General features: G+C 56.5%; 17 protein-coding genes and 1 tRNA gene. 5 read left to right on the forward strand and 13 right to left on the reverse strand.

The genetic code is table 11. The annotated features are described in order from the left end of the window. The first annotated feature begins 13 nt into the window (after nucleotides 1-13). Nucleotides 14-90: transfer RNA gene (locus BM007_RS09910), tRNA-Met, on the forward strand. A gap of 87 nt (nucleotides 91-177) precedes the next feature. On the opposite strand, the gene amiC is transcribed toward BM007_RS09910, so the two are convergent. Further along, nucleotides 178-1,431, reverse strand: a complete 1,254-nt coding sequence (gene amiC / locus BM007_RS09915; protein ID WP_032648118.1) for an N-acetylmuramoyl-L-alanine amidase AmiC — start codon at nucleotides 1,429-1,431, stop codon at nucleotides 178-180. 227 nt (nucleotides 1,432-1,658) lie between these two features. Here amiC and argA point away from each other — a divergent pair, with 227 nt between their 5' ends. Continuing rightward, a complete protein-coding gene (gene argA, locus BM007_RS09920; protein WP_008499655.1) occupies nucleotides 1,659-2,990 on the forward strand; it encodes an amino-acid N-acetyltransferase in 1,332 nt (443 codons plus the stop codon). A gap of 33 nt (nucleotides 2,991-3,023) precedes the next feature. Here argA and recD read toward each other — a convergent pair whose 3' ends face one another. The 12 genes from recD to rppH all read right to left on the reverse strand — a co-directional run bounded on the left by recD (nucleotide 3,024) and on the right by rppH (nucleotide 21,339). Beyond that, nucleotides 3,024-4,844 carry an exodeoxyribonuclease V subunit alpha gene (recD, locus tag BM007_RS09925; RefSeq protein ID WP_090418503.1) on the reverse strand — a complete coding sequence of 607 codons (1,821 nt, stop codon included), beginning with the start codon at nucleotides 4,842-4,844 and terminating at the stop codon, nucleotides 3,024-3,026. Further along, a complete protein-coding gene (recB, locus tag BM007_RS09930) occupies nucleotides 4,841-8,383 on the reverse strand; it encodes an exodeoxyribonuclease V subunit beta (RefSeq protein WP_090418507.1) in 3,543 nt (1,180 codons plus the stop codon). The genes recD and recB overlap by 4 nt, the downstream gene beginning before the upstream one ends. Next, a complete protein-coding gene (gene ptrA / locus BM007_RS09935; protein ID WP_090418510.1) occupies nucleotides 8,380-11,247 on the reverse strand; it encodes a pitrilysin in 2,868 nt (955 codons plus the stop codon). Before ptrA ends, recB begins: the two co-directional genes overlap by 4 nt. A gap of 140 nt (nucleotides 11,248-11,387) precedes the next feature. Continuing rightward, complete coding sequence (gene recC / locus BM007_RS09940; RefSeq protein WP_090418513.1) at nucleotides 11,388-14,762, reverse strand: exodeoxyribonuclease V subunit gamma; 3,375 nt, start codon at nucleotides 14,760-14,762, stop codon at nucleotides 11,388-11,390. A 12-nt stretch (nucleotides 14,763-14,774) separates the two neighbouring features. Then, a complete protein-coding gene (locus tag BM007_RS09945) occupies nucleotides 14,775-15,098 on the reverse strand; it encodes a prepilin-type N-terminal cleavage/methylation domain-containing protein (RefSeq protein WP_024909292.1) in 324 nt (107 codons plus the stop codon). Continuing rightward, complete coding sequence (locus tag BM007_RS09950) at nucleotides 15,083-15,484, reverse strand: DUF2509 family protein (RefSeq protein WP_024909293.1); 402 nt, start codon at nucleotides 15,482-15,484, stop codon at nucleotides 15,083-15,085. The genes BM007_RS09945 and BM007_RS09950 overlap by 16 nt, the downstream gene beginning before the upstream one ends. Continuing rightward, nucleotides 15,481-16,041, reverse strand: a complete 561-nt coding sequence (locus tag BM007_RS09955) for a prepilin peptidase-dependent protein (protein WP_048990556.1) — start codon at nucleotides 16,039-16,041, stop codon at nucleotides 15,481-15,483. The genes BM007_RS09950 and BM007_RS09955 overlap by 4 nt, the downstream gene beginning before the upstream one ends. Continuing rightward, nucleotides 16,035-16,496 (reverse strand): prepilin peptidase-dependent protein, encoded by a 462-nt coding sequence (locus tag BM007_RS09960; RefSeq protein ID WP_090418516.1) that lies wholly within the window; start codon nucleotides 16,494-16,496, stop codon nucleotides 16,035-16,037. The genes BM007_RS09955 and BM007_RS09960 overlap by 7 nt, the downstream gene beginning before the upstream one ends. Before the next feature lie 183 nt (nucleotides 16,497-16,679). Continuing rightward, the gene (gene thyA / locus BM007_RS09965; protein ID WP_014885081.1) at nucleotides 16,680-17,474 is read right to left on the reverse strand and encodes a thymidylate synthase; all 795 of its coding nucleotides are present in this window, start codon (nucleotides 17,472-17,474) and stop codon (nucleotides 16,680-16,682) included. A 6-nt stretch (nucleotides 17,475-17,480) separates the two neighbouring features. Beyond that, entirely contained in the window at nucleotides 17,481-18,356 is an 876-nt protein-coding gene (gene lgt / locus BM007_RS09970; protein ID WP_023309046.1) for a prolipoprotein diacylglyceryl transferase, read from the reverse strand. 193 nt (nucleotides 18,357-18,549) lie between these two features. Further along, entirely contained in the window at nucleotides 18,550-20,796 is a 2,247-nt protein-coding gene (ptsP, locus tag BM007_RS09975; protein WP_024909296.1) for a phosphoenolpyruvate--protein phosphotransferase, read from the reverse strand. Nucleotides 20,797-20,808: 12 nt separating this feature from the next. Further along, nucleotides 20,809-21,339 carry an RNA pyrophosphohydrolase gene (rppH, locus tag BM007_RS09980; protein ID WP_013098553.1) on the reverse strand — a complete coding sequence of 177 codons (531 nt, stop codon included), beginning with the start codon at nucleotides 21,337-21,339 and terminating at the stop codon, nucleotides 20,809-20,811. A 683-nt stretch (nucleotides 21,340-22,022) separates the two neighbouring features. Between rppH and mutH the strand changes: the two genes are divergently transcribed. The 3 genes from mutH (at nucleotide 22,023) to BM007_RS09995 (ending at nucleotide 24,234) form a co-directional block, all read left to right on the forward strand. Beyond that, nucleotides 22,023-22,715, forward strand: coding sequence for a DNA mismatch repair endonuclease MutH (gene mutH, locus BM007_RS09985; RefSeq protein WP_032648136.1), 693 nt, complete (start codon nucleotides 22,023-22,025; stop codon nucleotides 22,713-22,715). 128 nt (nucleotides 22,716-22,843) lie between these two features. Beyond that, nucleotides 22,844-23,062 (forward strand): YgdI/YgdR family lipoprotein, encoded by a 219-nt coding sequence (locus tag BM007_RS09990; RefSeq protein WP_008499668.1) that lies wholly within the window; start codon nucleotides 22,844-22,846, stop codon nucleotides 23,060-23,062. 131 nt (nucleotides 23,063-23,193) lie between these two features. Continuing rightward, nucleotides 23,194-24,234 carry an NADP(H)-dependent aldo-keto reductase gene (locus BM007_RS09995; RefSeq protein WP_090418518.1) on the forward strand — a complete coding sequence of 347 codons (1,041 nt, stop codon included), beginning with the start codon at nucleotides 23,194-23,196 and terminating at the stop codon, nucleotides 24,232-24,234. Nucleotides 24,235-24,306: the final 72 nt, after the last annotated feature.

A 24,306-nucleotide genomic window follows, 5' to 3' on the forward strand; every position in this document is an offset into this window, starting at 1 on the left:
GTAGAAAGACGGACGCGGGGTGGAGCAGCCTGGTAGCTCGTCGGGCTCATAACCCGAAGGTCGTCGGTTCAAATCCGGCCCCCGCAACCAACACTTCTAAAACAATAAACACCCTTAAGGGTGTTTTTTTGTATCTGTCGTTTGTGAATTTGCCGGGTGTGAACCCGGCCAAAAGATCTACCCGCGCCGCGCCAGCGTCGCCCCGTCAGAGAAATACGCACGAATCCCTGCAAGAATCGACTCCGCAACCTCCTGCTGGAATTTTGCCGTCTTGAGCTTACGCTCCTCTTCCACGTTACTGATAAACGCGGTTTCTACCAGAATGGACGGGATATCCGGCGCCTTGAGTACCGCAAACCCGGCCTGTTCAACGCTGTTTTTATGCAGCTTATTGATGTTGCCCAGCTTGCCCAGCACCGCTTTACCAAACTTCAGGCTGTCGTTAATGGTCAGCGACTGCACCATATCAAACATGGTGTGGTCGACGTAGCGATCGCCGCTTTTACCCACGCCACCAATCAGGTCAGAGGCGTTCTGGGTGTCCGCAAGGTATCTCGCGGCGGTACTGGTCGCGCCTTTGGTCGAGAGCGCAAACACCGACGAGCCGCTTGGCTGACGGCTGGTAAACGCATCCGCATGGATCGACACGAACAAATCGGCACGCTGCTTCTGCGCTTTCGCCACCCGGACCTTCAGCGGAATGAAGACGTCCTCATTACGCGTCATATAGGCGCGCATATTGCCTTCTTTATCAATCAACGCTTTCAGGCGGCGCGCAATTTGCAGCACCACGTCTTTTTCACGCGTACGGTATTTCCCCACCGCGCCAGAGTCTTCGCCACCGTGGCCTGGATCGAGCATGATCACAATCGGACGATCGCGCCCTGCTTTCCCCGGCTGCGGACCGCTTTGCGCAGGGGGCACCTGACGCTCCAAATCGCCCTTGTTGTAATCCTCCAGCAGGGCAAGAAGCGGATCCTGAATATCCGTCGCATTGGCCGGGTAGAGATCCATCACCAGGCGCTCTTTGAAGGTCGCAACAGGCGCCAGGGCAAATAGCTGCGGCTTAACGTTCTGCTTCAGTTCAAACACCATGCGCACGGTTTGCGGATCAAACTGCCCGACGCGCGCCGATTTAATAAACGGATCGTCACCGCGGATCTGCGCCGCCATTCCTTTCAGCACGGAGTTGAGGTTAACGCCTTCGAGATCCACCACCACACGCTCCGGGTTGCTGAGGGCAAATTGCTTATATTTCAGCACGCGATTGGATTCGACCGTCACGCGCGTATAGGTCGACGATGGCCAGACGCGCACCGCCACGACCTGGCTGGTGGCGGCAAGACCGACCTGACTGACGCTAAGCAACCACATTGCCCCGGCCCCTTTTAACAAACGGCGGCGGCTTATTGCTGAATTGGATCCCGACATGCTTCTCCCGAGCAAGAACACTGACTGATATACAAAATGTCCAGATTGACCGAAAACTTTAACGAATGACGCATAAACTGTCATCTATAAAAGGGTAAACAATCATACGCTAACGCACGGATTACTTACCAATTTCTGTGGGTCGCGGAAAATTTGCGCTTGCACACGCGACCACAATCGAATAAAAATACAGAAATTACGAATAAACATTCATTAAGGGTTGTGCCATGGTGAAGGAACGTAGAACCGAACTGGTCCAGGGATTCCGCCATTCTGTTCCCTATATCAACGCCCATCGGGGAAAAACGTTTGTCATCATGCTTGGCGGCGAAGCCATTGAGCATGAAAATTTTTCCAGCATCGTCAATGACATTGGCCTGCTGCACAGCCTGGGGATCCGCCTGGTGGTGGTGTATGGCGCGCGTCCGCAGATCGACGCCAACCTGGCCGCTCACCACCACGAGCCGATTTACCACAAACATACCCGCGTCACCGATGCCAAAACCCTGGAGCTGGTGAAACAGGCGGCGGGTCTGCTGCAGCTGGATATTACCGCTCGCCTGTCCATGAGCCTGAACAACACGCCGCTGCAGGGGGCGCATATCAACGTCGTGAGCGGCAACTTTATCATTGCCCAGCCGCTTGGCGTGGACGATGGCGTGGATTACTGTCACAGCGGCCGTATTCGTCGTATTGATGAAGAAGCCATTCATCGCCAGCTGGACAGCGGTGCCATCGTGCTGATGGGCCCGGTCGCCGTTTCCGTGACCGGCGAAAGCTTTAACCTGACGTCTGAAGAGATTGCCACGCAGCTGGCGATCAAGCTGAAGGCGGAAAAAATGATTGGGTTCTGCTCCTCCCAGGGCGTGGTGAACGATGAAGGAACAATCGTGCCGGAACTCTTCCCGAACGAAGCCCAGGCCCGCGTGGAGGCGCTGGAAGCCGAAGGCGATTACCACTCCGGCACCGTCCGCTTCCTGCGTGGCGCCGTGAAGGCCTGCCGCAGCGGTGTGCGCCGCAGCCACCTGATCAGCTATCAGGAAGACGGGGCATTGCTGCAGGAGCTGTTCTCCCGCGACGGTATTGGTACGCAGATTGTGATGGAGAGTGCGGAGCAGATCCGCCGCGCCACCATCAACGATATCGGCGGCATTCTGGAACTGATCCGCCCGCTGGAACAGCAGGGTATTCTGGTGCGTCGCTCACGCGAACAGCTGGAGATGGAGATCGACAAATTCACCATTATTCAGCGCGATAACCTGACTATTGCCTGCGCCGCGCTCTATCCGTTCCCGGAAGAGAAGATCGGTGAAATGGCCTGCGTGGCGGTGCATCCTGATTACCGCAGCTCTTCTCGCGGTGAAATGCTGCTTGAGCGCGTGGCGGCACAGGCGCGCCAGATGGGGCTGAGCAAGCTGTTCGTCCTGACGACGCGCAGCATTCACTGGTTCCAGGAGCGCGGGTTCACGCCGGTGGATATCGATTCTCTGCCGGAAACGAAGAAAGAGATGTACAACTATCAGCGCCGCTCAAAAGTGCTGATGGCTGACCTGGGATAATACGACGCCCTCACCGTCCGGCGAGGGCTTCGTTCAGAGGGACTCAAATATCGCGCCCAGCCCGCTTCGACGTTCCGTACGGGTGGCAATCGCCTGCACCAGCACGCGTTCATCGGTATAGAGCGACAGGCGCTGACGCGCACGCGTTATGGCGGTATAGATCAGCTCTCGGGTAATGACGGGGGAAAGCTGCGTGGGCAGGATCAGCGCCGCGTGGTTAAATTCGGAGCCCTGGGATTTATGCACCGTCATCGCCCAGGCGGTTTCATGCTCGGGCAAACGGCTGGGCTGGAAAGACTTCACGCTCCCGTCCGGCATCTGGAACCAGACGCGCAGTCCCTGACCGCAGTCGAGCGCAATCCCGATATCCCCGTTAAACAATCCCAGCGCGCTGTCGTTACGGGAGATCATCACCGGTCGCCCTTCATACCAGCGCGAGTGCGGGGTACGGTTAATTTTGCGTTTTTGCGCCAGCAGCTGTTCCAGCCTGTCGTTAAGACCCCGGACACCAAAGGGGCCTTCCCTCAGCGCACAGAGCAACTGATATTCGCCAAACGCGGCAATGACCTGCTCCGGCGTACTTTGCTGTTGTACGTCCGTCAGAAAGCGCTGGTACCCCTGCAGGGCGTCGTCAAGCATCGCCTGATACTCTTCCGCGCTTTGCAGCGATTTTTTCTCAATATCCGTAAAGGTTCCGTCAAATACCGCCGTGGTGGCGCGCCGGTCGCCCCGGTTCACCGCTGCCGCAAGCTGGCCGATGCCGGAGTCGCTGCCGAAACGGTAGCTTTTTTGCAGCAGACACAGGCTGTCGCGCAGCGCCCCTGCTAGCGAATGATTTTCAGAGGTGAGCGAGCATCCGGTGAGACGGGCTAACTCCTGAGCGCGTTCAGCGGTATATCCCAGGCTGGCATAGGTACAGATATCACCCAGTACCGCCCCCGCCTCAACGGAGGCAAGCTGGTCACGATCGCCGAGGAAAATGACGCGCGCGTGCGGCGGGAGCGCATCGATCAAACGCGACATCATCGTCAGGTCAATCATTGAGGCTTCATCCACCACCAGCACGTCAAGGTGCAGCGGATTACCGGCATGATAGCGCAGACGCTGGCTACCCGGCTGTGCGCCAAGCAAACGGTGCAGCGTGCTGGCTTCATTAGGGAAAAGCGCAAGCTGCTCCCCGGTTAGCGGCAGCTTTTGCAGCGCGCCGCCTAACGACTCCGTCAGACGTGCCGCCGCTTTACCGGTGGGGGCCGCCAGGCGAATACGGCACTTTTGCTCACCCGATAACTGAATCAACGCGGCAAGCAGTTTTGCCACGGTGGTCGTTTTCCCGGTACCCGGGCCGCCAGAAATCACTGAGATCCGTCGCGTTAAGGCTACGGCAGCCGCCACTTTCTGCCAGTCTGTCTCGTCGTCAGAGGTAAACAGCGCATCCAGCGTTTGCCGGAGCTGTGCTTCATCGCAGGGAAGCGGGGCGTTGGTCTCGCTGAAAAAGCGCGCTACCGTCAGTTCGTTACGCCAGAGCCGGTTAAGATACAAACGCTCGCCGACCAGGATCATCGGCGTCCCGGTATCGGCTCCGCTCACGGCAGGCGAGCCGAGTAATATCGCCTGCCAGTCCACTGCGTCACCCAGCAGCGCGAAGCACGCCTGTAAAACCGGAGGCATCTTCTCATCCACCGCCAGACGCGACAGCGGCAGACACACGTGCCCCTCCCCCGCGTCTTTGCTCATAATGGCGGCGGCAAGCATGACGGCAGGCTCCTCACCTGCCACCATCATGGCGAACTGCACATCCAGGTGGCGCAGTAATCGTTGTTCTACCGCGTCCAGCAGTAGTGCCTGCATCGTCATGCCACCTCCTCCGTGCCTGCAGCAAACAGGTTATCCATTTTTTCAATCAGTTCCGCAGCCGGACGCGTGCTAAAGACGCCGGAACGCGGGTCGTTAGCATCCACTCCGCGCAGGAACAGGTAAATTACGCCGCCAAAATGCGCTTCGTAGCGGTAATCAGCCATGCGATGGCGCAGGTAACGGTGCAGCGCCAGGGTATAAAGCTGGTACTGCAGATCGTAGCGATGCATCTGCATGGCCGCGGCCATCGCGTCTTGCGTGTAGGCTTCGCTGCTTTCACCCAGCCAGTTCGATTTGTAATCCAGCAGGTAGTAGCGCCCTTCGTGGCGGAAAACCAGGTCGATAAAACCTTTGAGCATCCCCTGCACCTGGCGGAAGTTCAGCGGCGGGCACCCGGCGGATAACGGATCGTACTCGCGGATCACCGCATCAAGCGCCTCAGCCCTGAGCGGGCTGGCGATGGGGAGATAAAACTCCATCTCCACCTGCTTATCTTTGGTAGTCAACTGGCTAAGCGAGATCCCCTGCGCGGTGAGCGGAGCATGCAGAACCGCGCGGATCCAGTCGGTGAGAACCGGCTGCCAATGCGCGTCGTAACCACCGCTCTGTAACATCTTCAGCACCCACTCTTCGGAAACCGGCTGGGTAAAATCCAGCTCTTCAAACAGGCTGTGCAAAAACGTGCCTGGAGAAGCGCCGCGCGGGAACTGGTGCGGCGTGAGCACCGGCTCAGCGGGTACGCTACCGGCCCCCGCGGCATCCACGTCCAGTTTTGGCATCAGATCCTGAGCGATACTCTGCCCGTGCTGTTGTAAACCGGAGTAGCTGGTGACGCGCCAGTCGTCGGCTATCGTACGCACAACCTGGCGGGCATGGAGCGCAGAATCACGCAGCTCCGGCATCTGCCAGCGGCTGTTGTCGGGCAGCGAAGGAATATGCAGGGCAACATGCTCAGAGCAAAGGGATTCGATGCACTGGCGCAGGCCAGCCGCGTCTTTGGGTTCACCCTGCTGAATAAGCCGCCCCAGCGCGCTCAGATGAAAATCGCTCTCCCCGCTCTTTTCGCCCCGACGCCGGAACAGAGGCGCAACGCCCAGGCTGCAGTGCCAGATCGAACGGGTCAGCGCCACGTAGAGCAGGCGCAAATCTTCCGCCAGACGTTCAGCCTCTGCCAGCTCAACGCTGGACTCCGCGTTGCTGAGATCGAGCACCGCCTCAAACGATTCGCGATCGTGGTAAAAAGCCTGATCCTGCACGCGGTAATTGGCGATAAACGGCAGCCAGACCAGCGGATATTCCAGGCCTTTCGATTTGTGAATGGTGACGATCTGCACCAGATGTTTATCACTCTCGAGGCGCATCTGCTGGCTGGACGAATTGCTGTTCGGATCGGCAATCTGCTGCGCCAGCCAGCGCACCAGAGCGTGCTCGCTCTCCAGCTGCGTACCCGCTTCCTGCAACAGTTCGCTGATATGTAAAATATCGGTTAAACGGCGCTCGCCGCCTGCTGTCGCCAGCATATTCTCCGCAATGTGGCGCTGCGCCATGAGCTCGCGCACCATCGCCATTACCCCGCGCTTCTGCCATTTTTCGCGGTAGCGAACAAACTCTTCGACCACGGCATCCCATGCGGCTTCGTCATTGTTGAGCGCATCAATATCCCGCGCGTTCAGCCCGAGCATCGCGCTCGCCAGTGCGCTGCGCAGCGTGCTTTCCCGCTCCGGGGCCAGCACGGCCTGCAGCAGCCATAGCATCTCCTGCGCTTCCAGCGTTTCAAAGACGCTGTCGCGGTTTGAGAGATAGACGGAGGGGATATTCAGTAACGTCAGGGCGTCGCGGATGAGTGCGGCCTCCTGACGGCTACGCACCAGTACCGTAATATCCGATGCCTTTACCGGGGTGGGGTTATCCCCCTTCCACAGCAGCGCGTCACCGCGCGCGCCCGCACTGAGCCAGTCACGGATTTGCGCGGCACAGTGCTGGGCCATGGCATTTTGATAGTCGGCAACGCCGCAGCCTTCCCCATCCAGCAGCCAGAAGTTCATGGCAGGCTGCGTCTCGCCGTTGAACTCGAAGCGCAACGAGGCATTTTTCTCAGCAAACTTTACCGGCTGAAACTGGATCTCCCGGAACATAAACGCCGTATCCATGCGGCTGAAGAGCCCGTTGACGCTTTCCACCATGCCGGGAGAGGAGCGCCAGTTGGTATCGAGCGTGTAGTGCGCGTCAACCTCACTGCGGGCTTTCATGTAGGTGAAAATATCCGCACCGCGGAAGGCGTAGATAGCCTGTTTCGGATCGCCGATTAACAGCAGCGCGGTGTCGGGCTGCTGGCGCCAGATACGGCGGAAAATGCGGTACTGCTGCGGGTCGGTATCCTGAAATTCGTCGATCATCGCCACCGGGAAACGGGTGCGGATCGCGGCGGCAAGCGCTTCACCGTTTTCACTGCACAGCGCCGCATCAAGGCGGCTCAGCATATCGTCGAAACCCAGTTCACCCCGGCGGCGTTTCTCACGCGCGACGGCTTCGCGAATTTCCGTCATGGCGCGGGTAATCATCAGATCGTTGAGCGTTAAGGGCTCCGCCAGCAGGGATTCAATCGCCACAAACAGGGGATGCTCAGGGACAATGCCGTCGGCTTTGGTCCGCTCAACCAGGAAACGTTGGGAGAATTTCTCCAGCGCGTCCGGGAGCTGGTAGCCTCGCGTCTCTTCCTGCGCCCAGGCGCCGATCTTGTCGATCCATTTCCCCTGATTGCCACGGTTAAACTTGCGTCGGTCAATCCCGGAATTTTCGATGATTGCGTCAATCTCGCCAACGGACTCAAGCCATTTTTGCTTGATGTCGGCAATCTGCGCGATGATTTTTTCATGCCGTGAGGCCAGCGTTTCATCTGCCGGCGGCGGGGATTTGATGACTGGCGCTTCCCCCTGCAGATAACGATCGATAGCGCGCAGCAGCGCCTCCGGGCCCTTCCACAACGCGTGTACGGCTTCGGCGATATCGCGCGGTAACGGGTAGCAATGGCGACGCCAGAAATCCGCGCAGGCCTGATAGCGAAGCACGGATTCATCTTCAATAAGCTGCTGTTCGAACAGCATGCCGGATTCAAACGCATTCAGGCTCAGCATGCGCTGGCAAAAACCGTGAATGGTGAAGACGGACGCTTCATCCATCTGCCGTTCGGCGAGGAGCAGCCACTGTGCTGCCTGTTGCTTATCGGCAATCTCTTCCAGAAGGCTCGCGTAGAGAGGGTTATCCGTGCTCTGACGCAGACAGGCGATGCGTAGCTCGTGGATATTGGTACGAATACGGCCCCGCAGCTCAGCGGTAGCAGCCTCGGTGAAGGTCACCACCAGCAGCTCTTCCACGCTCAAAGGGCGTGGAAAAGCGGCGTTGCCGCCAAGCCCCAGCAGCAGACGCAGATAGAGGGCGGCGATGGTGAAGGTTTTTCCCGTTCCCGCTGAGGCTTCAATCAATCGTTCACCCTGCAGAGGTAAACGTAAGGGATCAAGGGTCTCAGCGGTATCGGTCATTCTTTCTTACTCCAGGGCATAGATTGCTGCAGCGCGCTGACGCTTTTCCAGACTTTCCAGCCTTTCGGGTTCACGTACTCCGTTTTCCCGTTCTGGCTACCGGAAACCTGGGACAGGATGGTGATACCCTGCGGCTTAATGACCGCCTGATGGAAGAAGTCGGCAACCTTCTGCGGCGTCAGCTGTTTTATCTCGGCCACTACTTTATCACGCGAATCAAAATTCAGATTACCGCGATCGAAATCTTTGCTCAGCTGCGAGGCTTCTTCACCCAGCGTCTGCGGCGGCTGCATCACCTGCGCGATGACGGCCTGCTGGATCTGAGCAAACTCTTCCGGCTTCATCGTGCGCAGCTTTGCTTCCACCTGAGGGAAGAAGGCCTGGTAACGCTGCCAGAGATACGCCGGCTGTTTGTCGCTGCTTTGCAGCAGGAAGCCCAGCCCCCACTGTCGGCCGACGTTCATGGAGAAGGCAAATACCGCGTAGCCAAGCTGCTCTTCTGTGCGTAACTGGTTATAGAACCACGGCTGAATAATTTGTCCCAGCACGGCGCTCTGCGCTGAGCTGGCGAATTCATCATACCCCGTTGGCACAAAGACCGCGGCCAGCGCGGAATCCGTGCTGTTACCCGTCTTTTCAAAAATCACATTCTGCTTTTTCTCAACCAGCACGTCCTGGTTGCGGCACCACTCGTCGCCTTTCGAACCGAGCTGAGTGCGCACATTCTCCGCCAGGGTTTTGGCCTGATCCTCACTCATGTTGCCGACGATCAGGAACTCCGGGCGCGTGTTGGTTTTCAGCGCGTCACGGTACGCCAGCACGTCTTTTAAGGAGATCGAAGGCAGCAGCGCGCGGCGGTCTTCTCGCTGGAAATAAGGAACCTGCGACAGCATTTGCGCCGGCATAAGCGCCAGATCGTAAGCTTTGCCCTTCTCGGCAGAATCCATCATCTGGGCGTACCACGATTTGGCCTGCTCAAGCTGCTCTTCCGTCGGCGTGTAGCTGAAATACCCTTCCAGCAGTGCCTGGAACAACTGAGGCAAACGCTGGGTATAGCCGTTTGCATTGAGCATCAAACCGTTGTTGGCGTTGGTGGAAAAGCTGATGCCGCCCACGGCCGCCTGGTTGCTGAGCTGATCGAGCGCAATCCCGGCGAGATAGTCATTGAGCGCGAACATCACCTGATTTTTGGCGCTGTTCATCGCTTTCGGGTTACGCAGCACCACGCTGACATCGGCCTTTGGCTCGCTGGCGAAATAGCGGCTTGGGGTATACACGACGCGCAGCGTTGGCTCATCAATGATCAGCGCCGGGTGCGGGTAATCTTTAGTCGTTTTGGTCAGCGAGAAGTCATCCGGAATATAGGGGTTCAGCTCCGGCAGCTTCAACGCAATCTCCCCGGCCTTTTTCTGCCAGTCGGCGAAGGTCTGTGCGCTGATTTTATCTACCTGATAAGGGGCATCGACAAAGTACGCCGTCTTGTTATGCGGTTCGTTCGGGCTGATGTACCAGATGCGGGCATTCTCCGGCGTCATCATCGCCAGGCGAGCTTTTACCGCCCCGGCATCATACCGGTCGGCAATATTGACCGCATCGAGGGTATGTTCCACCGGCACGCGGATCATGGTATCCGCCAGCCACTCAACGTAATCCATGTCGCGGGTGATGGACGGGTAGCGGAAATCGAGATCCAGCACGTGGGCAAGTTCATCAAAATAGCGCTTATCGACGCCTTTCTCGCGCAGTAAAGCGAGGTAGCTGAAGATAGCCGCCACGACTTCATCACGGTTGGCCTGTCCTTTGTCGGTCAGGGTGGCGGAGATCGCCAGCACGCCGCTATTGCCGTTCACAACCGGATCGGAGTCGGCGCGAATGCCTTCCACCAGCCCCTGTTTTTGCAGCCAGTCAGACAGCGTACCCGGGCTACGGTTACCTATCAGGTAGGTGACCAGCTCATCGGTTTTACTGCGGAACTGTGCGGTGTTGTTATCGATGCGGAATTCCACGCGCAGCACTTTGCGCGGCAGCGCCGGCACGTAGTGGATAACGATGCCTTTTTGCGCGTCCGTAACCACCGGGACGTTTATTTGCGGCAGGTCGATATTTTTATTCGGCACCCGGCCAAACGTTTTAGCCGCCATGTCTGCCAGCTCCGGCAACGGTTTATTGCTGTAGATGACCGCTTTCATCAGGTTGGCGGAGTAGTATTTATCGCGAAACGTGTGCAGGGCATCCAGCACCGGGCTGTTCGGTTTGTCGCTTAACGTCTCAAGGTTACCGCCGGAGAAACGCGAACCCGGGTGTGCAGGGTTGATGGTTTCGGCACTGACCTGGGCCATGCGCATACCGTCTCGCGTGCGGGCCATGGTCAGCTCGGCATTCACCGCATTGCGTTCACGATCGGCATATTTTTTATCCAGCAACGGCGCGGCGATGGAATCAGCAAGGCGATCGACCGCCCCTTCCAGCGCATCATTTTCGACTTCAAGATAAAAGGCCGTGCGGTACGGTGCCGTGCTGGCATTGTGGCTGCCGCCATGCATTTTCAGAAATTCGGACAGGCTATCTGGCTGCGGGTATTTTTTTGACCCCATCAGCGTCATATGTTCCAGATAGTGTGCAAGCCCAGGATGAGCGTCAGGATCTTCCAGCGATCCAACCGGCACCACTAATGCCGAAAGGGATTTCACCGCCTGCGGATCGGAAACCAGCAGTACGGTCATGCCGTTATCAAGACGAATAGCCTGATATTGACGGGTATCTTTTTCGCTTTTACGAATAGTTTCCTGAACGGGTTGCCAACCGGAGTCTGCCTGAGTGACGGGTACCCAGAGGGCGAAAAACAAAACAAACGCTTTAAACAAGGTGCTACCTCTTTATCACGGCTACATCATTAACACATTGCGTGCTGGACACGCCAACATCTCTTTATTGGGTACATCAGTCCGTGATAAGAAGTGCATCATAAATGAACACCCCGTGCTGCGCAATTTTTATACAGCACTCAGGACTGATTAAATTTAAACAACGGCAGCAGGTAGCGCTGCGCCTCTTCCGTGATAGCCTCGAAGTACTCTGGCTCAAGGGTTCGCCATAAGCGCTGATACCAGACATCTTCACCTTCGCCACGCACCATCATGTTACCTTCATAGGCCTGCATAAATTTACTGCGTGCTTTCTGCAGCGAAGCCTCATCCGTTAACATCGCATCATTCTGCGCGTCATAACAGGCTTTTATCCACGCTCCGCCACTTTCCGGCAGTAACAGGAGCGGTTTGTTCATTCCCTGACGGTAGCCCTCAATGTACAAAGACAGGTACCGTAACGCCTGTTCAGACTCCATCGGTGGGAAGCGCCATTCGCCCTCTTTGCGCACGAAAATCCGGCTTTCGCCTTTATGCCCACCCGCACTGTAGACAAGATGTTCCAGCCAGAGTTGCAATCCCTGCGAAACGCTCAGCATTGAGGGCCGCCAGCGCAGCAGCCCGTCCGGCTGAACCTGGGTTAACCAGCCCGTGAGCTGTACCCCGTTGCAGTTGAGATCGATTTCAATACTTTTCCCCGGCTGTCGGCACGCTCTCACGCGCTCCGCCAGAGCGGTCATCTCCTGGCACTGCGCCTCCCAGACAATTTCCCCGAACGCGCCGTAAGGCAGCTGACCCGCAGCGCGGTAGCGACGGTAAAGCTTGTCCGCATCTTCCTCTTCAACCAGCGCATTCAGCAGCTGCAGGTTTAACTGGTAGCGTTCCAGACCTTCCAGCGTAAACGGCTCTGCCTCAGGAATTTCGCTCTCTTCAGAGCGGAAGTTGACCTGCAGTCGTTGCTGGAAGAAGGCGCGCACTGGATGCGCCCAAAACCGCTGAAGCTGTTCGAAGGTCAGAGTGTCGATTGGGCGCGGATCAAGTTCCTGAATGAAATCGGTATGCGCATTCCCCTCCTTTTTCGCCGCCGGTAGCCACTCCTGTGCATAGCTCTGGCGCTCGCTGGCTGTGTAGTTCACCGGGTCAAACGGCATGCGGCTGTGGAAACAGGTGATATGGGCTTTCACCCTCTGCTCGCTTTCATCGCAGTTGCGCGCTTCATCTCCCGGCAGGTAGTGGCTCTGGCCGATATAGTCCACCAGCTCCTGCACCAGTACAGAGGGGAAACGCTCACTGTTGTCCTGAATGGAACGACCGATATAGCTGATATAGAGCTTACTCTGAGCGGAAATGAGCGCTTCAAGGAAGAGGTAGCGGTCATCATCACGGCGGCTACGATCCCCCCGTTTTGGGTTTGCGCTCATCAAGTCGAACCCCAGCGGCGGCAGCGCCCGCGGATACACACCGTCGTTCATACCAAGCAGGCAGACCACCCTGAACGGGATAGAGCGCATGGGCATCAGGGTACAGATATTGACAGGACCCGCCAGGAAACGCTGGCTGATTCGCTCCTGGTCAAGCCGCTGCGTCAGCTCATCCCGCAACAGCGACAGCGGGATGGCCTCCTGATAGTGGGAATTCACGCCTTCGTCGATGATTGCCTGCCACTGGGTTTCAATGAGCGCCATGGCCGCTTCGGTGTCACTGTCTGGCAGGAAGAAATCATTAAGCAACGCCCTGCAAACCGGGAGCCATTCTTCAAGTGGACGCGGCTGCAACAGCGCATATCGCCAGCGGTTAAGCTGCATTAATAGCGACGCTAAATGCCCCACCAGTTCAGCAATTAACCCGCTGGACTCATCGTAAGGCAGCACCTCATTCCACTCGCCCTGGCTGCTCTCCATGGCGTAGCCCAGCAGCATACGCGTCAGGCCAAATCGCCAGGTGTGCTGCCCGGTTGGGGGAAGCTCGAACTCCTGAACGTTATCGTCATCGATCCCCCAGCGAACGCCAGACTCATTCACCCACTGACGAAGATAGCGCAGGCCCTCTTCATTGATGTTGAAGCGTGCAGCCAGCACGGGAACATCCAGCAATGCCAGGACATCTTCGGAGATAAACCGGCTATCCGGCAGTGACAGAAGAGTGATAAACGCCTGCAATACCGGATGCGACTGACGGGCACGACGGTCAGAGATAGCGTAAGGCAGGTATCGCTCGCCCGTCGCGCTGCCAAAGACGGCCTGAATAAAGGGACTGTAGCTGTCGATATCCGCCACCATCACCACGATATCGCGTGGCGTCAGATCGGGGTCCTCCTGCAGCATCGCCAGCAGTTGGTCGTGAAGCACTTCGACCTCACGCTGCGGGCTGTGGCAAACGTGGATCGTGACGCTGCGATCGTCAGGATCCAGTTTTCGCTTATTATCGCTGCGTTCGAACTCGTTCGCCGTCACGCCCATGACGGCACGGTTTTCCAGATCCAGAATATCTAACTGAATATTATGCAGCAGGCTGTCCGGGGCGATCTCAACAAAGGCATCCACGTCACCTTCCCCTGAGGAAGTGATGTCTGAAAGCATATGAATGTAGTCACGCCCCAGCTTCCCCCATGAGGCAAGCAGCGGATTGGGCAGGTTCTGGATACCGTCTTTATCGAAAAGCTGCCCGGCAGTCGAGCCGTTTTTAAACAGCGGGACGGCACGCTCTTCAAAAAGGCGCTTTCTTTGGCGGCTCACCAGCCGCGCAAGCCAGCGTTCGTCGAGGATATCCCCCCAGTATTGTCGGCAGGGGTTGGTGAACAAAATATGGATATCAATATGCTTACCCAGCGCATTCAACGCCTTTAGATAGACAGGGGGTAATGCGGATATTCCGCAGATAAAAACGCGTGACGGCAGTCGGGCCGGGCGCTCCGACGCATTTTCAAGTATCGAGATAAACCGCTCGTAGAGATTGGCACGGTGCCACTTAGGCTGGCCCAGTTTCTCCGTATGCTCTACCAGCGCTTTCCACAGCGGGGCCTGCCATATTTGCGCCTCCGGCAGGCCTTCAACCAACTCGCCCGCTTCCCAACGAATTAACCAGTCAGAACGGTAAACAAGGTATTGGTCATAAAGATCGGCGGTGCGCGATGCCAGCTGGAACAGCTTGCGCTTGTCGGTATCGTCATTGAGGTAGTGGCGCAGCATGGCGAATTCATCACGCTGCAGCATGTCCGGCAGCAGCGCCATCAGCTTCCAGCTCATGGCCTGCTTGTTGAAGGCGCTCTGCTCGGGGATGTCCGGCAACACGCGAACAAACATCTCCCAGATAAAGCTCGCGGGCAGCGGGAAATCAATATTCGCGGCTATGCCAAATTTACGGGAAAGCGACATTTGCAGCCACTGTGCCATACCGGTGCTCTGCACCAGCACCATTTCAGGCTCAAAAGGATCGTCAAGCCGCTCGCGCTCAACGATAAACTCCATCAGTGCTTCCAGCACATCCAGACGATTTGAGTGGTAGACCCTTAACATAGACGCTCCCGACTACTGGCTAACCGGGCAATGCAGACGCGTTATCTCACCGCGCCGCCCCAGAGGAGAAATTAGTGTAACCGTGATGCTGACACATCCTGCGAGCGTTGTCTGCCCCCGACTGGCCTGCCAGCCTGCGGGGAGAACATTTGTTGAGAGCTGAGACTGATTCCAGGCATGGTGCCAGAGCTGGCGATACTGGTTAAACACGCTAAACCGCGCCGCCAGCGCCCGGTGATAACCCGACAGAGCCGTCACGACGATTACCAGCAGCATCATCGCCAGCAGGACCTCAACCATGCTAAACCCTTTTTCTCTGCTCACGGCAGCTGACATAACGCGCTCTCCTTTAGTGGACAAAAATCACTCCAGCCGTGAGGCGAAAAGCGAATTTTCCCGTCGACAATCTCTCCTGCGCGCCAGAGCAGCAGGTCACTGTCTCCGGCAATCAGCAGCACACGCGCCTCACTCAGCTGGCGCAAACAGACTCGCCACGCCGATGTCTTTTTGCACTGAACCTGCAGCTCTGATGACCAGCCCTGAACCCGTCCCCACTCAAGCGCGGACTGTACCTTCGCCTGCTGCTGAAGCGAGCGGCTCTCGCCGCCAACGAGCGCGCTAAATGTTGTCAGCTGCTGATTGAGACCCGACAGGATCAGGGTACCGAGCACCAGTAAAAGCAGAACCAGGGCCAGTGAAGACATTCCGCGTTGACGATTCACAGGTTGTACCCCGTGACCGTATACAACGCCTCCCAGGGCTCTCCCTGCCCGCCTTTACGCATCGCGGCCAGTTCGATATTTACCTCTGGCGCAAAACCGGCATGTTCAACTTTGCTCACCACAAAGCGCGTGATTACCAGCCTGTCCGGGTCCGTGAGCTTTTCCCACCCTTTTCCTTCACACGACGTCGCCCCACGCTGGGTTTCCAGCGCGCCGGATTCCAGACGAAAACCGGTGCTGTCATTTTCTGATGCGCTGCTATCCCAGTTGCCGTTACTGTTGGCATCCCAGCGTACAATGACGCAGCCTCCAAGCCTCGCGGTCACCAGCGCCTGTCCCTGACAGTTTCCCGCACAGTACCCCGCACGCTGAAGCTGTTTGCCCAGGGCAAACAGGTGTTGCCAGACCTCTTCCTCCAGCTCTCTCTGGCCGGATTGTAGTAAGACTGCCCGCTGCAAGCCGGGTAAAAAACGCGACGCGCTTATCAGCAAAAGGCTGCTAATCGCCGTGGCAATCAGCACTTCAGTCAGTGAGAAACCGCGCTGCCTCATCAACATGAACCTCCCTCAGAGACCTGACACATCCTGATGCGTCCTCCATTTGAGACAATAATCAGCCATGCTCCGGCACGGCTTTGAACGCGTATCCGCCCTGCCCACGCTGTATCCCTTAATCCATAAAACCCCAGCGACGGCGTGACCTCACTGACCTCGACCTCAGGCCAGGGCGGAATCAGCACAAAGGGACTCTCCTTCTTACAGCCCTGCACGGCAGAGCTCACCAGACAGTCCCCGCCTCCCGCCCGCTGAAGGGTAATAAGATGGTCGCTGTTGTGCCGGTTGGCATGGTTGCGCAGAAAAAGCAGGTAATCTCGCACCTGACTGGCGGTTTGCCACAGCCGCTGCTGTCGTTGCCAGCTGTCCCAGCCGTACAGACCTGAGGCGCTGAGGATAACGACAAGCGAAACGGCGACAAGCGTTTCGATAAGCGTAAAACCGTTCTCTTTTTTCATACCGGGAGTGTGGCGAAGCGCCGTGAAGATGACGAGCGACGGATCCTCGTTTTACGAGGTGTTGTCCGGAGAATTGGGAGAGTTGCAGCGCGTTGCACGCTTTCTGGATAGCGCCTCGGGAAACGGGATAAAGGCGAAAAAAACCGGCGCTAAATAGCACCGGTTGTGTCACGCTTTATCGCATCAGATAGCGACGGGCGCTTTGATGCCCGGATGCGGGTCGTAACCCTCAATCTCGAAATCATCAAAGCGGTAATCAAATATTGATGCCGGTTTGCGTTTGATAATCAGCTTCGGCAGCGCACGCGGTTCGCGGGTCAGCTGGAGATGCGTCTGTTCCATATGGTTGCTGTAAAGATGGGTATCCCCACCGGTCCAGACAAAATCACCCACTTCCAGGTCGCACTGCTGCGCCATCATGTGAACTAACAGCGCATAGCTGGCAATGTTAAACGGCAGGCCGAGGAACACGTCACAGGAGCGCTGGTAGAGCTGGCAGGAAAGCTTTCCATCCGCCACATAGAACTGGAAGAACGCGTGGCACGGTGCCAGCGCCATTTTATCCAGCTCGCCGACGTTCCAGGCGGAAACAATGATTCGGCGCGAGTCCGGATCGTTTTTCAGCTGGTTCATCACGGTGGTGATCTGGTCAATATGGCGGCCATCAGGCGTTGGCCATGCGCGCCACTGCTTACCGTAAACCGGGCCCAGGTTGCCGTTTTCATCTGCCCACTCGTCCCAGATTGAGACGTTATTTTCGTGCAGATACGCAACGTTGGTATCACCTTGCAGGAACCAGAGCAGTTCATGAATGATCGAGCGCAGGTGGCAGCGCTTTGTCGTCACCAGCGGGAAGCCTTCTTGCAGATTGAAGCGCATCTGGTGGCCAAAAATGGAGAGCGTACCGGTACCGGTGCGGTCGTTTTTCGGCGTGCCCTCATCGAGCACTTTTTTCATCAATTCAAGATACTGTTTCATGGTTCCTCAGGAAATTTGTTGCTGTGGACGACGACGATACGCCCAAATCATCATAATGGCACCCGCGACAATCATCGGAATGGAGAGGATCTGCCCCATGCTGATGTACTGTACCCACTCGCCGGTAAACTGTGCGTCAGGCTGGCGGAAGAATTCGACGATGATGCGGAACGCGCCATAGCCAATCAGGAACAGCCCGGAAACAGCCCCCATCGGGCGCGGCTTGCGAATAAACAGGTTGAGGATGATAAACAGCACCACGCCTTCCAGCGCCAGCTCATACAGCTGAGACATATGGCGCGGCAGAACGCCGTAGGTATCGAAAATGGACTGCCACTCCGGATGCGATGGCAGCAGCGCGATGTCTTCTGCGCGGGAGCCCGGGAAGAGCATCGTGTACGGCACGCTCGGGTCGACGCGGCCCCACAGTTCACCGTTGATAAAGTTGCCCAGACGACCAGCGCCGAGACCAAACGGGATCAGCGGTGCGATAAAATCTGAAACCTGGAAGAAGTTGCGTTTGGTGCGTTTGGCAAAAATCACCATCACCAGAATCACACCAATCAGGCCGCCGTGGAAGGACATGCCTCCGTCCCAGACGCGGAACAGATAGAGCGGATCGTTCAGGAATACCGGGAAGTTATAGAACAGCACATACCCGATACGGCCACCGAGGAACACGCCGAGGAAGCCCGCATACAGCAGGTTTTCAACTTCGTTTTTGGTCCAGCCGCTGCCAGGACGGCTGGCGCGACGGCCAGCGAGCCACATGGCAAAAATGAAGCCCACCAGGTACATCAGACCGTACCAGTGAAGCGAAACAGGTCCTACTGAGAAAATGACCGGATCAAATTCCGGAAAATGCAGATAACCACTGTTCATCTGTCACCACAAGATGTTGTTATTCCGCTGAAAGTGGACAGCGGTAGAAATGCGATTCTGCTGTAAGCAGAGGCTCCAAAGTTGCGAATCATAGCACAAGGCGGGCGCGGAGGATGCGCCAGAGATGTAAAAGATGTGTATAGGGTTTTATGCGCGCTGGCGCCCTCACCCACAGGGAGAGGGCGAAAAACGATTAGCGGCCGCCGCGGATCAGACCGCCCATACCGCGTCGTTCCATAAACGCCGCGACCTGGTGGCGGACTTCCGTTGCCAGCTGCGCCTCAAGGCTGCGTTCAGCCAGCTCGCGGGCATCATTGATGTCGATATGCCGCAGCAGGTATTTCACGCGGGCGACGGCGCGACCGTTCATCGACAGATGGCGGAATCCCAGACCAATCAGGATCGCAACGCACATGGAATCACCGGCCATTTCACCGCACAGGCGTAAATCAATACCGTACTGCTCCGCTTCACGGGCGATCATCGCTAACGCGCGAATGATCGCCGGATGCAGGCTGTCGTAGATACTGGCGACGCGAGTATTGTTACGGTCGACGGCCAGGATATATTGCGTCAGGTCGTTCGTGCCGACAGAGATAAAATCAACACGGTTTGCCAGTTGCGGCAGCATAAAGACCATAGACGGCACTTCAAGCATCACCCCAATCCGCGGTTTCGGGATCGCATAGCCGATCATCTCTTCCACTTCGCGGCCAGCACGTTCGATCAGCCGCCGGGACTCGTCGATCTCATCGATGCTGGTGACCATCGGCAGCAGGATGCTGAGATTGCCCGTCGCCGCGTTGGCGCGCAGCATCGCACGTACCTGGATCAGGAAGATCTCCGGCTGATCGAGCGTAATGCGGATCCCACGCCAGCCCAGGCACGGGTTTTCTTCGCTGATCGGCATATAGGGCAGCTGTTTATCCGCCCCGACATCCAGGGTACGCAGGGTGACAGGTTTGTCGTTAAACATCTGCAGCATCCCCTGATACTGTGCCACCTGCTCCTCTTCGGAGGGGAAACCGCTCTGCAGCATGAACGGGATTTCAGTACGATATAGGCCAATACCGTCGATGCGGCTGCCAAGCTTTTCTTCATGTTCAGGGCTTAAACCGGCGTTGAGCATGACTTTGATCCGCTCACCGCTCTTCAGCTGTGCGGGCAGGTTAACGTCATCTTCAGCCAGCTTGCTTAATTCATTCTCTTCGCTGATAAGACGCTGGTACTCCTGGAGCAGAACCGGCTCAGGATCGACCAGCAGCTCACCGCGATAGCCGTCGACCACCAGCGTACGTCGGTGCAGTACCGACGGCTGAATGTCCGCCCCCATAACGGTAGGGATACCCAGCGCGCGCACCATAATGGCGGCGTGTGAGTTGGCGGCACCATCGCGCACCACCACGCCGGCCAGCCTGTCCTGGGGCAGTTCAGCCAGCGTCGTTGCCGAAAGTTCGTCGGCAACCAGAACAAACCGTTTTGGCCATGCATTCGGGCCCTGAATGGTGTCATCAAGATGGAAAAGCAGGCGCTGCCCCAGCGCGCGCAGATCCCCTGCCCGCTCTTTCAGGTAACCGTCGGTCAGTGCCGCAAACTGGTCGGCAAATTTTTCGATAACCTTCTTAACCGCCCACTCCGCGACCGAGCCTTTATCCACTTCCGCAAAAAGCTCACGACGCAGGCGCGCATCGGAGAGCAGGTGCGAATAGAGGTCAAAGATCGCCGCCGTCTCTTTTTGCGCGCCTGCGGCAAAACGTTTGCTGTAACGACGAAATTCATTCGCCGCCTCTTCCAGCGCGGCGGTGAGACGCTCGCGCTCCAGCGCTTCATCAAGCGTTGAGGCTTCGTAAACCTGCTCCATCAGCGGCAGCGTAGCGTCCATCCAGCCTTCAGCTATCGCCACGCCTGGTGATGCCGGAAGGGCACGAATGCGCGTATGGCGATACTGACCAAAAAGCGCGGCAAGCTGGGACTGGGAGAGGATCGCCGCCATCTGCGTGGCCAGCGTGACGAGGAAAGACTCCTCGCTTTCGTCGTACTGACGTAGCTCACGCTGCTGGACGACCAGCACGCCGAGCAGCTGGCGACGCTGGATAATCGGCACGCCAAGGAAAGCGCGGAAGCGCTCTTCTTTTACGGAAGGGATGTACTTAAAGCTGGGGTGTTTTTGTGCGTCAGCAAGGTTGATGGGTTCAGCCAGCCGCCCGACCAGACCCACGATACCTTCATCAAATGCGAGCGTTACGGTGCGTCCGCGTGGTTTTTTCAAACCACGGGTTGCCATCAGGTAATAGCAGCGCCGATCGTGGTCGGCCAGATACACCGAACAGACCTCGGTCTCCATCGCAAGGCAGATGTCGGTGACCAGAATATTCAGCGCCTCGTTCAGACGCGGCGCGCTGGCCACCTTCTCGACTATTTCTCGCAAGCGGGTGAGCATGATTTGCGTAGCTTAACCTCTTTTACGTCGCCAGGCAGGTGCGCTCTGCGGCTTAGGCGGGATCTCCTGAAGCTGCATTACCACACTTGCAAACTCTTTCATCACCCTACGGTAAACATCGCGTTTAAATGACACGACCTGACGAACAGGATACCAATAGCTCACCCAGCGCCAGCCATCGAACTCCGGCGTACTGCTGGTTTGCATATTGATGTCTGAATCGTTGCCCACCAACTGCAACAGAAACCACTTTTGTTTCTGGCCGATACAAACCGGCTTTGTGTCCCAACGCACCAAACGTTTCGGTAACTTGTAACGCAACCAGTTGCGGGTCGAAGCCAGGATGCGAACATCTTTTCGGCTTAAACCGACCTCTTCAAAAAGCTCCCGGTACATCGCTTGTTCTGGGGACTCTCCCGGATTGATCCCGCCTTGCGGGAACTGCCAGGAGTGCTGACCATATCGCCGGGCCCACATCACCTGGCCCTGACGATTACAAATTACTATTCCTACGTTCGGGCGGTAGCCATCGTCATCAATCACCGGACTACCCCAAACTAAACCTTATATATGAATGATTGTTTCACACTACAGGGAGGCGGTAAACCACTCTCTTACAGGGCTGCAACCTAATAACATTTGAATAACTCACAAATAAGTGCTGAGTTATAAACAGATGAGTGGCAGTGAAGGGAATTTTATTCACCTTTTCTGTGGATATAGTTGTGAAGAAGTGTCTGATTACCGATGAACAACCTTAAACGCTGCCATATCCCCTCTTTCACCTGAATTCAATAATGCAATTATTTTCATAGAGTTAAATGTATTTCCATGAACACAAAACAGAATAGCGTGACGATCGTCACATCAGGGATCGTCGTGCTGATGAAAGATCGAACAGCGTCGGTTTTATCCACAGATTGTGCCAATAAGTTAGTCACAATTTGTTTGAAAATTCGATTTTCATCGCACGTCAAGGCTGTAAATTGAAACAGTAGTCAGGGTTATGCCCAGTTATCCCATTTTTCTGTGGATAACATGGTGTAAGATCCTGTTCATTGTCAGTGACCAGATTTGAACAACCGGTTTTCTGACTCGGGTGAAACGATTTCAAACCGATAAAAAAACCTATAAATCATATACATGGAATATTGGTACAGAAATAGTTAAACTCTATCCACAGGGGACAATTTCTTCGTTTATTTTTTAATCAAAAGGTTACCGTCATGCATCCGCTTACACCCTTGCTCTCACCGCCGTCCAGCGAGGGCCAGTTGCTCCAGCAGGCACAGCGTCTTGCGGGCTTTTCGCTTGGCGAGCTGGCGGCAATGGCAGGGCTTCCGATCCCGAAGGATCTTAAGCGGGATAAAGGCTGGATCGGCATGCTGCTTGAGCTGTGGCTGGGTGCGAGCGCTGGGAGCAAACCCGAGCAGGATTTTGCAGCACTTGGCGTGGAGTTAAAAACCATCCCAATAGATAGCCAGGGCAAGCCGCTTGAGACCACCTTTGTCTGCGTTGCGCCATTAACCGGCAACACCGGCGTGACGTGGGAAACCAGCCACGTTCGCCACAAGCTGAAGCGCGTGTTGTGGGTACCGGTTGAAGGCGAGCGACAGATCCCCCTGGCTGACCGTCGCGTTGGCGCGCCGCTGCTCTGGAGCCCGAACGAGGATGAAGAGCATCAGCTTCGGCTGGACTGGGAGGAGCTGATGGACATGATCGTTCTTGGGCAGGTAGAGCGCATCACCGCCCGACACGGAGAAGTGTTACAACTGCGTCCGAAAGCGGCCAACAGTAAAGCGCTTACCGAGGCCATCGGCGCACAGGGTGAGCCGATACTGACGTTGCCGCGCGGTTTTTATCTCAAAAAGAATTTCACCGGCGCGCTCCTGGCACGTCATTTCCTGTTAAAAACATAGTTTTTTACTTATTTTGCGAGCTCTCAAACATAATCGACTGCTTTTTAAGATTTTACTGCTTCCTCAAGTCGCCATATCGAGTTAATACTAGATTATGATTTGATACGTGCCAGATGAGGACGATAACGATGAAAAAATGGGCAGTGTTAGTTTCAGCAGTCGGTTTAGCGTTTGCCGTATCGGGCTGTAGCAGCGATTACGTCATGGCGACAAAAGACGGTCGAATGATCCTGACCGACGGCAAACCCGAAGTTGACGATGATACCGGGCTGGTCAGCTACCGCGACCAGGAAGGCAATAAAATGCAGATCAATCGCGACGAAGTATCGCAAATTATCGAGCGATAAACAGAGAGAGGTCAGTCGCTTGCTGACCTTTTTGATTTTTTTCTTCCCCTTTTGCTTCCCCTCTGCCATGTTTATATTCCTTTGTCGGGCACGCCCTGACGCGGTCTATAAGTCTACTGAGGAAGCCGGCTATGCATTATCACCGTATCCCCCACAGCGCTCTGGAAATAAGCCAACTGGGGTTGGGCACGATGACATTTGGTGAACAAAACAGCGAAGCCGATGCCCATGCACAACTCGATTACGCCGTCAGCCAGGGGATTAACCTGATTGATGTCGCGGAGATGTACCCTGTTCCGCCACGTCCGGAAACGCAGGGACTTACCGAAACCTACGTCGGTAACTGGCTGGCAAAACACGGCAACCGTGAAAAGCTGGTGATTGCCTCCAAAGTCAGCGGCCCCGCGCGCAACAACGATACCGGGATCCGCCCGAATCAGATCCTCGATCGCAAGAATATCCGCGCCGCACTGGACGCCAGCCTGAAGCGCCTGCAAACCGACTATCTCGATCTGTATCAGGTGCACTGGCCTCAGCGCCCAACCAACTGCTTTGGTAAGCTCGGCTACAGCTGGAATGAGAGCGCCCCCGCCGTGACGCTGCTGGAAACGCTGGAAGCGCTGACCGAATGCCAGCGCGCGGGAAAAATCCGCTATATTGGCGTCTCTAACGAAACAGCCTTTGGGGTCATGCGCTATCTGCACCTGGCGGATAAACACGATCTGCCGCGTATCGTGACTATTCAGAACCCGTACAGCCTGCTTAACCGCAGCTATGAAGTGGGTCTGGCCGAAGTGACGCAGTATGAAGAAGTGGAACTGCTCGCCTACTCCTGTCTCGGCTTCGGCACGCTGACGGGGAAATACCTGAACGGCGCGAAACCGGCCGGGGCGCGTAACACCCTCTTTAGCCGCTTTACCCGTTACAGCGGCGAGCAGACGCAGAAAGCCGTTGCCGCCTATGTGGATATCGCGAAGCGTCACGGTCTTGACCCTGCGCAGATGGCGCTGGCCTTCGTGCATCGTCAGCCGTTTGTTGCCAGCACCCTGCTGGGCGCGACCACGATGGAGCAGTTGAAAACCAATATTGCGAGTTTCAATCTGAACCTGAGTGAAGAGGTGTTAGCGGAGATTGAAGCGGTGCATCAGGTTTATACTTATCCTGCACCGTAATAAAAGCAAAACGGCAACGCACGTTGCCGTTTTTAGGGTTTGCTCCCTCTCCCTGTGGGAGAGGGCCGGGGT

Source organism: Enterobacter sp. NFIX59 (assembly GCF_900113755.1).
Taxonomy (GTDB): domain Bacteria; phylum Pseudomonadota; class Gammaproteobacteria; order Enterobacterales; family Enterobacteriaceae; genus Enterobacter; species Enterobacter pseudoroggenkampii.

Coding starts and splice junctions, on each gene's coding strand:
- amiC (WP_032648118.1), bottom strand. CDS start 1,431: ATGTCGGGATCCAATTCAGCAATAAGCCGCCGCCGTTTGTTAAAAGGG.
- argA (WP_008499655.1), top strand. CDS start 1,659: ATGGTGAAGGAACGTAGAACCGAACTGGTCCAGGGATTCCGCCATTCT.
- recD (WP_090418503.1), bottom strand. CDS start 4,844: ATGACGATGCAGGCACTACTGCTGGACGCGGTAGAACAACGATTACTG.
- recB (WP_090418507.1), bottom strand. CDS start 8,383: ATGACCGATACCGCTGAGACCCTTGATCCCTTACGTTTACCTCTGCAG.
- recC (WP_090418513.1), bottom strand. CDS start 14,762: ATGTTAAGGGTCTACCACTCAAATCGTCTGGATGTGCTGGAAGCACTG.
- BM007_RS09945 (WP_024909292.1), bottom strand. CDS start 15,098: ATGTCAGCTGCCGTGAGCAGAGAAAAAGGGTTTAGCATGGTTGAGGTC.
- BM007_RS09955 (WP_048990556.1), bottom strand. CDS start 16,041: ATGTTGATGAGGCAGCGCGGTTTCTCACTGACTGAAGTGCTGATTGCC.
- BM007_RS09960 (WP_090418516.1), bottom strand. CDS start 16,496: ATGAAAAAAGAGAACGGTTTTACGCTTATCGAAACGCTTGTCGCCGTT.
- thyA (WP_014885081.1), bottom strand. CDS start 17,474: ATGAAACAGTATCTTGAATTGATGAAAAAAGTGCTCGATGAGGGCACG.
- lgt (WP_023309046.1), bottom strand. CDS start 18,356: ATGAACAGTGGTTATCTGCATTTTCCGGAATTTGATCCGGTCATTTTC.
- ptsP (WP_024909296.1), bottom strand. CDS start 20,796: ATGCTCACCCGCTTGCGAGAAATAGTCGAGAAGGTGGCCAGCGCGCCG.
- mutH (WP_032648136.1), top strand. CDS start 22,023: ATGCATCCGCTTACACCCTTGCTCTCACCGCCGTCCAGCGAGGGCCAG.
- BM007_RS09990 (WP_008499668.1), top strand. CDS start 22,844: ATGAAAAAATGGGCAGTGTTAGTTTCAGCAGTCGGTTTAGCGTTTGCC.
- BM007_RS09995 (WP_090418518.1), top strand. CDS start 23,194: ATGCATTATCACCGTATCCCCCACAGCGCTCTGGAAATAAGCCAACTG.